General features: G+C 43.9%; 12 protein-coding genes and 1 pseudogene. 4 read left to right on the forward strand and 9 right to left on the reverse strand.

Annotated features, from left to right (window positions below; all coding sequences use genetic code 11):
- Window positions 1-320, forward strand: a pseudogene (locus AB4232_RS02980) (D-alanyl-D-alanine carboxypeptidase); the annotation flags it as partial.
- Window positions 321-517: 197 nt separating this feature from the next.
- On the forward strand, window positions 518-811 hold the full coding sequence (locus AB4232_RS02985; RefSeq protein ID WP_012600484.1) for a YkgJ family cysteine cluster protein: 294 nt from the start codon (window positions 518-520) through the stop codon (window positions 809-811).
- A gap of 51 nt (window positions 812-862) precedes the next feature.
- Here AB4232_RS02985 and AB4232_RS02990 read toward each other — a convergent pair whose 3' ends face one another.
- Window positions 863-1,759, reverse strand: coding sequence for a LysR family transcriptional regulator (locus AB4232_RS02990; protein WP_009845496.1), 897 nt, complete (start codon window positions 1,757-1,759; stop codon window positions 863-865).
- 116 nt (window positions 1,760-1,875) lie between these two features.
- Between AB4232_RS02990 and AB4232_RS02995 the strand changes: the two genes are divergently transcribed.
- Window positions 1,876-2,256, forward strand: coding sequence for a DoxX family protein (locus tag AB4232_RS02995; protein WP_009845495.1), 381 nt, complete (start codon window positions 1,876-1,878; stop codon window positions 2,254-2,256).
- Between the two features lie 80 nt (window positions 2,257-2,336).
- Here the strand turns inward: AB4232_RS02995 and AB4232_RS03000 are convergent, their stop codons facing one another.
- From AB4232_RS03000 to AB4232_RS03025, 6 genes are all read right to left on the reverse strand, one after another.
- The gene (locus tag AB4232_RS03000) at window positions 2,337-4,019 is read right to left on the reverse strand and encodes a pseudouridine synthase (RefSeq protein WP_372086120.1); all 1,683 of its coding nucleotides are present in this window, start codon (window positions 4,017-4,019) and stop codon (window positions 2,337-2,339) included.
- A 151-nt stretch (window positions 4,020-4,170) separates the two neighbouring features.
- Complete coding sequence (locus tag AB4232_RS03005; protein WP_009845492.1) at window positions 4,171-4,791, reverse strand: glutathione S-transferase family protein; 621 nt, start codon at window positions 4,789-4,791, stop codon at window positions 4,171-4,173.
- 34 nt (window positions 4,792-4,825) lie between these two features.
- Complete coding sequence (locus AB4232_RS03010; protein WP_012600487.1) at window positions 4,826-5,857, reverse strand: NADP-dependent oxidoreductase; 1,032 nt, start codon at window positions 5,855-5,857, stop codon at window positions 4,826-4,828.
- Window positions 5,858-5,993: 136 nt separating this feature from the next.
- On the reverse strand, window positions 5,994-6,584 hold the full coding sequence (locus tag AB4232_RS03015) for a TetR/AcrR family transcriptional regulator (protein ID WP_372086123.1): 591 nt from the start codon (window positions 6,582-6,584) through the stop codon (window positions 5,994-5,996).
- A gap of 154 nt (window positions 6,585-6,738) precedes the next feature.
- Window positions 6,739-7,212 carry an FKBP-type peptidyl-prolyl cis-trans isomerase gene (locus tag AB4232_RS03020; RefSeq protein ID WP_012600489.1) on the reverse strand — a complete coding sequence of 158 codons (474 nt, stop codon included), beginning with the start codon at window positions 7,210-7,212 and terminating at the stop codon, window positions 6,739-6,741.
- A gap of 42 nt (window positions 7,213-7,254) precedes the next feature.
- Entirely contained in the window at window positions 7,255-7,881 is a 627-nt protein-coding gene (locus tag AB4232_RS03025) for a thioredoxin domain-containing protein (protein WP_099165583.1), read from the reverse strand.
- Window positions 7,882-8,152: 271 nt separating this feature from the next.
- On the opposite strand from AB4232_RS03025, the gene AB4232_RS03030 reads away from it, so the two are divergent.
- Window positions 8,153-8,746 (forward strand): OmpA family protein, encoded by a 594-nt coding sequence (locus AB4232_RS03030; RefSeq protein ID WP_032499738.1) that lies wholly within the window; start codon window positions 8,153-8,155, stop codon window positions 8,744-8,746.
- 108 nt (window positions 8,747-8,854) lie between these two features.
- Here AB4232_RS03030 and AB4232_RS03035 read toward each other — a convergent pair whose 3' ends face one another.
- Both AB4232_RS03035 and norR read right to left on the reverse strand, forming a co-directional pair.
- Entirely contained in the window at window positions 8,855-9,214 is a 360-nt protein-coding gene (locus AB4232_RS03035; protein ID WP_029222916.1) for a glutaredoxin, read from the reverse strand.
- A gap of 89 nt (window positions 9,215-9,303) precedes the next feature.
- Complete coding sequence (gene norR / locus AB4232_RS03040; RefSeq protein WP_009845485.1) at window positions 9,304-10,896, reverse strand: nitric oxide reductase transcriptional regulator NorR; 1,593 nt, start codon at window positions 10,894-10,896, stop codon at window positions 9,304-9,306.
- Window positions 10,897-11,111: the final 215 nt, after the last annotated feature.

Genomic DNA, 11,111 nt, shown 5'->3' on the forward strand with positions numbered 1-11,111 from the left:
ACCCTCATCAAGGCGGTGACCAAGTCGCTGAAGAGAAGGTGTGGTTTGGTGCTCAAGATACGTTGAAGCTAGGCGTTGCAGAAGATACGTTTATTACGCTGCCTAAGTCAGACAGCAAAAAGTTAACGGCATCGATTGAACTAATATCTGAACTGAAAGCCCCGATTTCAGAAGGCCAAACCTTAGGCGTTGTTCATTACACCGTTGATGGTGAAGATGTTCAAACTCAACCTTTGATCGCGTTGGAAGCGGTAGAGCAGGCTGGCTTGTTCAAACGCTTGATGGACTACGTAAAGCTATTTTTTGCTAGTCTGTTCTAAATCGAGGCTAGTCTGTTGTAAAGCGAGATAGTGGCGACAAGTCGCGATGGAAAACCATAAATAGTATGGGCGTTGTGAGTAAATCACAGCGCCTATTTTTATTTCTACATCAATCAAAACACTGCGCCGCACTATCTTTATTAGCCGTAGCGGTCGGTTTCGATTACTATACGCAAAATTTAGCAGCGTAGTCACTTATGACGATTGAGATAAAGAACGTAACCGAACCCGAAGTAACATGTGCTAATTGTCAGGCATGCTGTTGCCGTTTAGAGGTTATGATCATCACAGATACAGGCGTACCTGAAGAGCATATCGCTTATGATGAATGGGGCGGCGAAACGATGTTGCGACTCGACGACGGTTGGTGTTCTGCTGTAGATAGAGAAACACTGATGTGTACTATTTACGAAAACCGACCTTGGATCTGTCGTGAATTCGAAATGGCCTCTTTTGAATGTGTTGATCAGCGCAAGGATGTAATGGGTTAAGACTTTATCTTAGCTATCGATGTTAGTTGAGCTCTAACTGTCCTTAGAGCTTTAACTATTCCTTGCGCTCAAATACTTCGCAAGAAAATCGATAAACACTCGGATTCTTTGGGGCAAATAATCGCTCGCATGATACACCACGTACATTGGTAGCTGGTTATTACTCCAATCTTCCAATAACCTTTTTAGTTCTCCTTTCTCAACATACTCTTTGCCCATCCAATCCGGTAAAGCAACAATACCTAAACCTTGTCGAGCCATTTTAAGTAGCATATCTGGGCTATCTGAAGTGAATATTTGATTTACTTTAATGGTATTAGTTTTGTCGCTCTTGTCGGTAAAACGCCATTCATTCGCAGGGCTCATCAGGGAGTAGGTTAAGCATTGGTGTTCGCTCAAATCTTGTGGATACAGAGGAATCCCTTGTTTTTCTAGATAATCTGGTGATGCGAAGTAGTGAACTTTGTTATTAAACAAGAAGCGTGCTTTTAGCCCTGAGTCTTTGAGTTGTGACGCGCGGATGGCAACATCAATATTGTGTTCATTAAGGTTGACGATGCGGTCATCGATGCTGAGGTTAATGCGGATACCTGGGTGCTGTTCAATGAAAGCTTGAAGCGGCTCACTGAGTAACATCGATGAAAAGGCACTTGGCGCAGATATCTTAAGCTCACCTTCCACGGATTCTGTTTCACGCTTGAGCCTACTTTCTATGGTAGACATCTCTTCGAGTAAACGGGAGCAATAAGTCAGGTAGTCTTTGCCTGCATGGGTTAGGGATATTTTACGACTGTTTCGCTGAAACAGCGTCATTCCTAAATCACTTTCTAACCACGCAATCTTTTTACTTACGGCACTTTGTGTCACGTCGAGTTTATTGGCAGTAGCAGTAAAACTGTTCAGCTGCGCAGTTTCCACGAAGATACGAATACACTCAATTTTATCCATTCTAGTTGTCCTATATCTTGTACCTAAACCCAATCATTCCAAATTGGAATCCTAACTATCATAAAACTAGCATTTATCGTTCTATTTATGAATGGTTAAATGATTCCACTACGTTAATGATTCTTAAGAAAGGTGGCAACATGAGTACAGTAGTGAGTGTATTACTAGTGGTGTTCTTTTTATTGGCGAGTTCAATCAAGACAATTGCTTGGCAAAAGAAAGTGTTTGAAATCCAGCTTGGCTTTTTTAAAAGCTATGGATTAAATCGCGTCATCATGTTTCTAGTTGGCATGGTTGAGTTTACTGGAGCTGTATTGTTGCTCTGTGCTTTGGTTGGTTTAGCACCTGAACATACGCAACTGATGGGAGGTTTGATATTAGCGAGTACTTCACTAGGGGCGATTTACTTTCATTTGAGATTCGATACGTGGAAGGATGGTATTCCCGCGATGGTTACTCTGTTGGGTTCTGGCTTCTTGGTCATTGCATCGTACTAAGTTTATTCGACATGTAGCGATAGCTATGAGAGGCAAAGGAAATAAGAGTAGGGCACGAAGCCCTACCAAATGGAAACGGTTTAGAACTCAGAAGGCACTTCAAACTCGAGCCATTCACCGGTTGTTGGGTGAATCAGTTTTAAGTAGCCAGCGTGAAGGTGTAAACGCTCACGTTTGTATCCGTATAAGTCGTCACCTCGAATCGGTACACCAAGGCCTGACGGGTGAGCACAGTGTACGCGCAGCTGGTGGGTTCGTCCTGTTTTAGGGTACAAGTGAACCTTGGTTTTGCCATTGTTGGTGCTGACCGCTTCCCAATGAGTTTCAGCATTACGTCCATGTTCATGGCAAACCAATTGTCTTGGTCTGTCTGTTATGTCGCCGCGCAAGGGCAAGCTGATATCGCCAGATTTGCCGTCGATTTCACCATCTAACAGAGCTGTATATCGTTTCTCTACGGTTCTATCGATGAATTGCTTTTGGATGTGTTTATTGGACTTTGCGGTCAGTGCCAAGATCAGCAATCCAGACGTCGACATATCTAACCTATGGATAATCAAAGGGCCTGTTGCGTCGGGGTAGCGCGCTTTAATGCGGGTATAAACAGAGTCCTCGATAAACTTACCAGGAACCGATAAGAACTCCTCGGGTTTATTCACCACCACGATCTCGTCATCTTCATAGACAATATCAAACGACTTACCAACCGCAGGGTTCACGATAAGAGGGTTATCTTCTAATTCGATGCCGTTTAGCTGGTGGTCGAGGATCTCGAAGCTTTTGCTTTGGCAAACCGGGTACAGGTTTGCGTGCTGGCGAATGACAGCCGTTGGAGGCAATCCCCACCAAAACTCAGACAATGCTAATGGCTGAAAGCCGTGTTCAAAAGCAAAATTAAGCAGCTTAGGTAGGCAGCAGTCGCCAGAGCCTTCAAGAGCGTCTTTGCCATCTAACAATTCAAGCAGGTTCTTTGATTCGAGAGCTTGGTTGTTAAAGCGATAATGAGACAACCGTTGCGCTTCTAATTCGGCTGAGATCGCTTGGTACTCTTGCTTGCGGCTCGCGAGTTCGCTTTCGATAGCATCAACTTGCGACTGGCGTTCTGCGATCTTTTGTTTCCACTCGATTCTAAGTGCTTTTAAGTCGCGTTTCTCTTGGCTGCTTTGATGGCCCAGTTGTTTGAGCAAATTCGCTGCTGACTCTAGATTCCCCAATGCCTTTTCTTGATTGGCTTGTTCTCTGAGTTCGTTACGCTGAGATTTGTTTGCTGCCATGGCTAATTGAAAGGCTTCGATAGCTTGTGCTGATTCGATTTTTAACTCTTCAAATTCAGCCAATAATGCGTCTAGGTTGTGCGACTGTTGTAGTTTTTCAATGTCATCCGCTAGTTGCGATTGGCGAGCAAGGTTTGCACTGTTGTGAGATTGAAACTGTTCTGAATCGAAGGCTGATGGAACAAAGTTAATGTTGTTTAACTGAGAGGTCAAAGACGGATATAACTGCAAACCTGAAAACGCAGAAAGGTAACCTAGCTCTTGTGTAGTTGGGTTCTGAACAAGAAGCACGGCGTAGAGGTTGCCTTGCGATGTTTCATTCACACCGCAGTCGAGTAACGACTGCTGAAGTTGCTGCATGGCAAACTCACACGTTGGATGTGGTGTGTAGTAGTACGGAAACGTAAAACGAGTCGGTAGCGGTAAGTCTACATTCGTATTGTCGTTTTTTAGGTGCAGTGGTGTGTATTGAGCAAGGTTTGCTGACATGAAGATCAAACTCTATGGCTGTTCAGTTAGAGTTCGGTATTGTTGTCGAAATGAAGGCAAATGAGAAGCCAAAGCGAAAGATAAATCGGCTTTGGCTTCATTTAGTTGCTTGTGCTTATCCGAAGCGCGTCCGAGCTTGATTGAAACTCGATCAGTTCGAGTGTTCTAGCTCTAGTTGCTCGGCTTTTTGGTAAGCAGGGTGGCTCGTTAAAAGATCACCGTATTTAGCAATGTTAGGGTAGAGCGCAGTGGCACCGAAGTTACCCACGATTTCTACGATGAACGACATCATGAAATCGGCACCCGTCAGAGTATCAGCAACAAGGTAAGTTTTACCTTCAAGCGCTTCGTTGACAAAGGTTAGGATCTTTTGGTTTTCATCATCAGCGTAGCCGCCAAGGAAATTAGTCTCGCAACCGTCTTTCATCACAAAGATTTTAAGTAGCATTGGCAGAATACCAGAGCTTTCAGCGAAGTGAAGCCACTGTGAGTATTCCACGTAGTCAGCGGTGCCGCGCACTGGTGCGAACTTACCTTGACCGTATTTGTCGATTAGGTACTCGGTGATAGCACCAGATTCGCTGATCACGACGCCATCGTCTTCAATAACCGGAGATTTACCAAGAGGATGAACGGCCTTCAATTCTGGTGGCGCTAGAAACGTTACACTGTCTCGTTGGTATGGTTTGATTTGGTAATCTACTCCAAGCTCTTCCAATAGCCAGATGATGCGTTTTGAGCGAGATTTGTTTAGGTGATGCAAAGTAATCATGATTTTACCTAGTTAACTGGTTCAGTTTTTGAATTTATTTAGCTTCGTTTGTTTTGATAACAAGCTTACCGAAGTTTTGGCCTTCCAATAGACCCATGAATGCTTGTGGCGCCTCGTCTAGGCCTTCAACTAGGTGCTCACGGTAATGCATCTTGCCTTGAGACAACCATTCTGTCATTTGAACAGCAAACTCATTGTAACGGTGTGCGTAATCATCAAAGATAATGAAACCTTGCATCTTAATACGCTTGACCAAAAGAGTGCCCATAAGGCTAGACATGCGATCTGGGCCTTCAGGAAGTGATGTCGCATTGTATTGTGAAATAAGGCCACAAACAGGAATGCGAGCACCAGTGTTAAGCAACGGCATTACCGCATCGAACACCTTGCCGCCAACGTTTTCAAAATAAACGTCGATGCCGTTGCTACATGCTTTAGCCAGTTGCTCCGCGAAGTCGTCGGCTTTGTGGTCGATACATTCATCAAAACCAAGCACTTCTTTCGCGTACTGACATTTCTCTTGACCACCAGCAACGCCAATGACACGACAGCCTTTTAATTTTCCGATTTGGCCAACGGTTGCGCCTACTGCACCTGTTGCAGCCGCAACGACTAGAGTGTCGCCTTCTTTAGGTTGGCCGATATCAAGTAAGCCCATGTACGCAGTAAAGCCTGGCATACCCATGATGCCTAGTGCGTAAGAAGGGTGTGTTGGCTCTTTACCTAGTTTGATTAGGCCTTCACCATCAGACACACCAAGATCTTGCCAACCGGTGTAAGCCAGTACCCATTCGCCAACTTCAAAATCGCTATTGTTTGACTCTTCAACCTGACACACGGTTGCACCGACCATCACTTCATCAATCGCAACAGGGTCTGCGTAAGATTTAGCATCGCTCATTCGGCCACGCATGTACGGGTCTAGAGAAAGATAAACTGAGCGAAGTAACATCTCGCCGTCTTTAATTGTTGGTGCGGCTACTGTCTCCAAACGGAAGTTATCTTGAGTCGGTGCGCCTACTGGGCGAGAAGCCAATACGATGCGGCGGTTGTCTTGTTGAGTCATGGGTATCCTTAATTTTATATTATGTTTATTTAGAATTAGACCAGTCGTCTAGTCTTGTTGTCTAAAAATCCCGCCGTCATCAAATGATAAGAGGGCGGGTTATCTGTCGTTAGTAAAGACTAAACACAGTACGTGGTTAGTTTTTACCTTTTAAAATCTGTTGGGTTAGGTTTAAAGCTGATTCTAAGCTACGTGAACTCTGGCTTAGTTTGCTTAATAAGCTTGCGCCTAACCACATAGAATATAGATTTTGAGCGGTTTCTTGGCTCTCTTCAACCTTCATCGAGCCATCATCAATACCACCGACAATGCACTGCTCGATGGTATGCGTCACTTTCTCAGCACCTTTCAATAGCGCTTGGCGCATAGGATCAGAAAGATCAGAAACTTCGGCGCTGAGCTTAACGACTAAGCATTTATGAGCGTTACAAGTACCGTTTTCAATCTGTGACCATCGAGTGAAATAACTGATAATTCTCTGGTAATGGTTGCCTTCACCATGAACCAAAATAGTTTCAACTCTGCTGATGTAGGTCTCAAAATAGTGCTGGATCAGAGCCTCGCCAAATTGCTCTTTAGATTTAAAGTAGTGGTAAAACGATCCTTTTGGAACATCCGCTTCTTTAAGCAATTGCGATAAGCCAACGCCGTTAAAGCCGTTGTTCACTATTAATTGGTAGCCAACATCTAAAACATGCAGGCGTGTGTCGTTCGTTTTATCGTTCATGGGCTTACTATAAGTTAAATTAGACCAGTCGTCTAGCCTTCGGCTTTTTGAGGTATATTCCGTCGTTACAAAAGTGGCTTCAACTATTCAAACGTTCACATATAAAAAAGCCCCAACATAGCTCGTATGTTAGGGCTTAAATCAGTCTCTTCAATTATTTGATAGAGATTAACTCAACATCAAAAATCAAAGTTGCTGATGGTGGGATAGGGCCTGAACCACCTTTACCGTAAGCCAATTGGCTTGGGATAAACAGGCGAACTTTTTGGCCTTCGACCATGTAAGTCAAACCTTCTTGCCAGCCTTTTATCACTTGTTTAAGAGCAAATGAGATTGGCTCACCACGATCAACAGAGCTGTCGAAAACAGTGCCGTCGATAAGTGTACCGTGGTAATGAACCGTTACTTTGCTGTTCTTAGTTGGGTGCTCTGTACCAGTACCTTCTTCAAGAACTAGGTATTGAAGACCACTTTCAGTCGTAACAACCCCTTCTTTAGCGCCGTTTTCGATAAGGAATTGTTGGCCTTGTTCGATATTTTCTTCGCCAGATTTATGGTTCATCCAAGTGCGGTAGATCATGAAGCCAGCCAAAATAAAGACAATGACCGGGATGATAAATTTAGACATAGTAAAACCTATTTATTGTTGATTTTTTATAGAGAAAAGCCGTTACGGCTGAGTCAAAAGGTAGTTGATCGTTTTTGCGATACCTTGAACATCTTGGTGACCTGCTGTGAGTACTTGGTATTTACCGTTGATGATAAATGTTGGTACTGAGTTGATTTGACCTTTTACTGAGATCTCTTCAGCTTTCTTTACGTAGTCAAATAGAGCAACTTGCTGTTCTTTGTTCAGTTGGTATGGGCTAACCAAACCACGAGAAGTAAATGCTGTCTCTAGTGCTTGTTGACGCTGTTCTGGCGTTGCATCTGCACCCATTTGAACCGCACCAAATAGGTCGTCCATGAATGCGTGGTCAGGTGTCGCATCAAGTTGCATTACTGCTGTGTAGTAGATCATTGCGCTGATTTGAGCACTTTCATTGAACGTAACGTGCATCTTGCCAATAGTTTGGTCTGTTAGAGATTCGATCTCTGGAATTGCACTTTCCATTTGACGGCAGTGACCACAATTTAGAGAGAAGATTTCAGTGATCGGAGACAGGTTAAATTCAGTTAGAGCAGTAGGCAGCGCTTCGTATTGAACGCCTTTCTGTGGCTCGTCTGTTTCACTACAACCCGCGATAATCAGTACGGCAGCAAGTGCTGTGATGAATTTAGTAAATGGTTTAAACATAATGTTTGCTCTAGCGTTGAGAAGTCGTGAGATTCTAACTATTTAGTACGAATTGGAAAACAATTATAAGGTAAATAAATGCAAACAGTTGGAACGGGCGGGCGATGACAGGCGAGTTGACGGTTAACTGTGATCAAAAACACTTTTTTGGGACGTGCTTTCTTTTCGTATAAAGTTTTTGTCTAAAGTTTTTCTCTCAGTGCCGATATAGACATTAGTGAATGGTTTATCTGCATAAGTGGTTGGTGAAGTAATGAGATATTTAGCGATAATGTTAAGCATAGCTTTGGCTGGGTGCGAAACTACGTTACCAACGGGGTTATTCGGTGAGGATATGTTACAAACTGCACCGAAAACTGATTACGACATTATGTACCCTGAATGGGGGGTGGTTCAAACCACTCATCAGCAAGGAACTATTACCACTAACTACGGACGTGGCGTTTCGACCAATGATCCACTGGAAGTCTTTTTAAGACAAAACCGTATCGATTTTGAAGTTTTACCTGGCAACCATGTGATGGTAAAGCTTGTACAGCATGTGAACTTTAAAACAGGTTCGACATCTCCTGAACCCGCTTACAACAATTGGTTGGACACGTTAGGCAGCTATCTTTCTCGACGCCAAGACATTGATGTCGTCATTGAAGGGCACACGGATAATACAGGCAGTGATCGTGTTAATGATCCGCTCTCTGAACAGCGCGCAAAAGAAGTGAAAGCTCGCTTAGAAAGTAACTATGTTTCGAGTCGTGCTATTTACACCCGCGGTTTCGGTGAGTACGTTCCCGCGTGTAACAACGCTTCAGTACAAGGTAAAGCCTGTAACCGCCGTGTAGAGTTGATGCTGATTGTGGCGAAATAGATGCGAGAAGCTTGATTCTTTGAATCGAAAGAGCGTGTCGATTACAGACATAAAAAAATCCCTCATGAAGAGGGATTTTTTGTATTTAGCTTGTGTTGCTTTTTCCGCTTATGCGAACTGATTTTCTAAGTAAGATACGATATCTGAAGATTCGTACATCCACTCAGTTTTACCGTCTTTCTCGATACGTAGACAAGGCACTTTCACACGACCGCCGCCAGCTTCAAGCTCTGCACGGTGTTGTTCGTTGTTTTTTGCATCACGAAGTTCAAACTGAACAGACTGACGTTTCATCGAGCGTCGTACTTTTACACAAAATGGACATGCCTCGAATTGGTACAACGTGTGCGTTTTTGCCTGCTCGTTCACTTTGCTTTGTTCTTCTTGAGAACGCTTCACACCGCGTGGGCTGAAAACAAAATTCAACAACAAGATGACGCGACCTAAAAACCAACGGATAAACTTCATAACTCTCTCTACATATTTAAAATTAGCGTTACAATTTGCAGCATTATATACACAAGTTTTGTCAGATGCTCGCAACAAACCGCTAATATCTATTTTGTCCGTTCGATCGTGTGAGACTTCGCCACATTTAGCCCTAAACGTTTGGACAGTCGAGTCAGGTTTGCTCGGTCTGTTTTCAGAACTCGCCCTGCTTGCGCCCAGTTAAAGTTGGCATCTTCCAACACCTCAGTGATGATGCTGCGTTGAAAATCATCGGTAGCGCCACGTAAACCTGCAGATAGGTCGATCGTTGGTGTTGATAAAGGTGTGTTTTTTACCTGTGTCGTCGCTATAGGCTGATCTTGGTCGAGTGGGCCACAATCTTCTTTAGTGATTGTCACGAGGTTTTTGTTGGTGCTACGAGCTAATGCTTTTAGTGCTGAACGGCTAATCACGTGCTCAAGCTCACGTACGTTACCTGGCCAACCGTAACGGTTTAGAAATACCAGTACATCAGAGCGGAATTTAACTTGGTTGATACCAAGTTTACGACGTGCCTGTTCTAGGAAGAAGCCTGCTAGCAAGCTGATGTCGTCACCTCGGTCTTTCAGAGCTGGCACTGCGATAGGGTACACACTCAATCGGTGGTATAAATCGGCTCTGAATCGACCGTCTTCAACTTCTTGCTTTAAGTCTCGGTTGGTTGCAGCTAAAACACGAACATCAATAGTTTGAATGTTGTCTTGGCCTACAGGTTGGATTTCGTTGTTTTGCAGTGCACGCAATAGCTTACTTTGTGCTGCTAAAGGCAATTCACCAATTTCATCTAAGAATAGCGTGCCGCCATCGGCTAGAGCAAACTTACCTAAGCGGTTTTTGTCTGCACCAGTAAACGCGCCACGAACGTGACCAAATAGTTCACTCTCTACCAAGTTCTCAGGAATAGCTGCACAGTTGACATAGACGAGTGGGTTACGTTTACGCTGCGATTGGTGATGCAGGGTTCGAGCAACGAGCTCTTTACCAACACCTGTATCACCATGAATCAGAATATTAAATTCAGAGGGTGCGACAACCGCGATATCGTTTTTAAGCGCGACCATGGTGTCACTATTACCAATCAATTCGCCGCCGTCACGTTCCCACGCTTCAACATTCAGCTCTTCCAGTAATTGCTTTGACTGTTTTGCTTGATGTTCAAGTTGCGAGAAAGTCATCGCCATTTGCATCGTAGAGGCAGCAATAGCAGCGAGAACTTCTAGGTTCCGAGCAGGAATATTCGCGAAGACATCAGGTTTTAGGCTGTCGAGGGTTAGTACCCCTAACAATTTGTCACCAAAAAGAAGAGGCAAACCCATACAGGCATGCATAGGCAAATCGCCGTCGTGGTCGATCAATAAGCCATCGAAAGGATCAGGCAATGAGCTATCCGCATCAAAACGAACTGGAGAACGCGATGCACAAATCGCATCAAAACGTGGATGTTCTGAAATAATAAAGCGGCGACCGAATGTATCTCGACTGAGCCCTTGCATTGCGATGGGTACTAGCGTGTCGCCTTGAAGGCTTAAAAGTGCGACACAATCACACGTTATGGTTTTACGAATGGCATCGATTAAGCGATTGAAACGGTCTTGATCGTTCACACCGCTGGCTAAACCAATGGTCATTTCCATGAGAGTGGATGCTGAGATATCTTGCATAAAGGGCTCATACTGTTTGTGTTTTTATACATGGTAGAGTCTTTATGACATAAAAAAAAGGTCTTTTTGACTAAAGTTTGAAGAGGGTTTTTGAAGGAATGCTAGGCACAACAAGCTTTCGCATGTTGGCACCGTTTATGCAGTGTGTCCATTGCGTGTTGTCTATATGACTGAATAACTGACCTATCATTGATTTGAATCAATTAGTGCGAATT

It is taken from the genome of Vibrio sp. 10N.286.46.A8 (assembly GCF_041470165.1).
GTDB lineage: Bacteria > Pseudomonadota > Gammaproteobacteria > Enterobacterales > Vibrionaceae > Vibrio > Vibrio tasmaniensis_A.

Coding starts and splice junctions, on each gene's coding strand:
- AB4232_RS02985 (WP_012600484.1), top strand. CDS start 518: ATGACGATTGAGATAAAGAACGTAACCGAACCCGAAGTAACATGTGCT.
- AB4232_RS02990 (WP_009845496.1), bottom strand. CDS start 1,759: ATGGATAAAATTGAGTGTATTCGTATCTTCGTGGAAACTGCGCAGCTG.
- AB4232_RS02995 (WP_009845495.1), top strand. CDS start 1,876: ATGATTCTTAAGAAAGGTGGCAACATGAGTACAGTAGTGAGTGTATTA.
- AB4232_RS03000 (WP_372086120.1), bottom strand. CDS start 4,019: ATGTCAGCAAACCTTGCTCAATACACACCACTGCACCTAAAAAACGAC.
- AB4232_RS03005 (WP_009845492.1), bottom strand. CDS start 4,791: ATGATTACTTTGCATCACCTAAACAAATCTCGCTCAAAACGCATCATC.
- AB4232_RS03010 (WP_012600487.1), bottom strand. CDS start 5,857: ATGACTCAACAAGACAACCGCCGCATCGTATTGGCTTCTCGCCCAGTA.
- AB4232_RS03015 (WP_372086123.1), bottom strand. CDS start 6,584: ATGAACGATAAAACGAACGACACACGCCTGCATGTTTTAGATGTTGGC.
- AB4232_RS03020 (WP_012600489.1), bottom strand. CDS start 7,212: ATGTCTAAATTTATCATCCCGGTCATTGTCTTTATTTTGGCTGGCTTC.
- AB4232_RS03025 (WP_099165583.1), bottom strand. CDS start 7,881: ATGTTTAAACCATTTACTAAATTCATCACAGCACTTGCTGCCGTACTG.
- AB4232_RS03030 (WP_032499738.1), top strand. CDS start 8,153: ATGTTAAGCATAGCTTTGGCTGGGTGCGAAACTACGTTACCAACGGGG.
- AB4232_RS03035 (WP_029222916.1), bottom strand. CDS start 9,214: ATGAAGTTTATCCGTTGGTTTTTAGGTCGCGTCATCTTGTTGTTGAAT.
- norR (WP_009845485.1), bottom strand. CDS start 10,896: ATGCAAGATATCTCAGCATCCACTCTCATGGAAATGACCATTGGTTTA.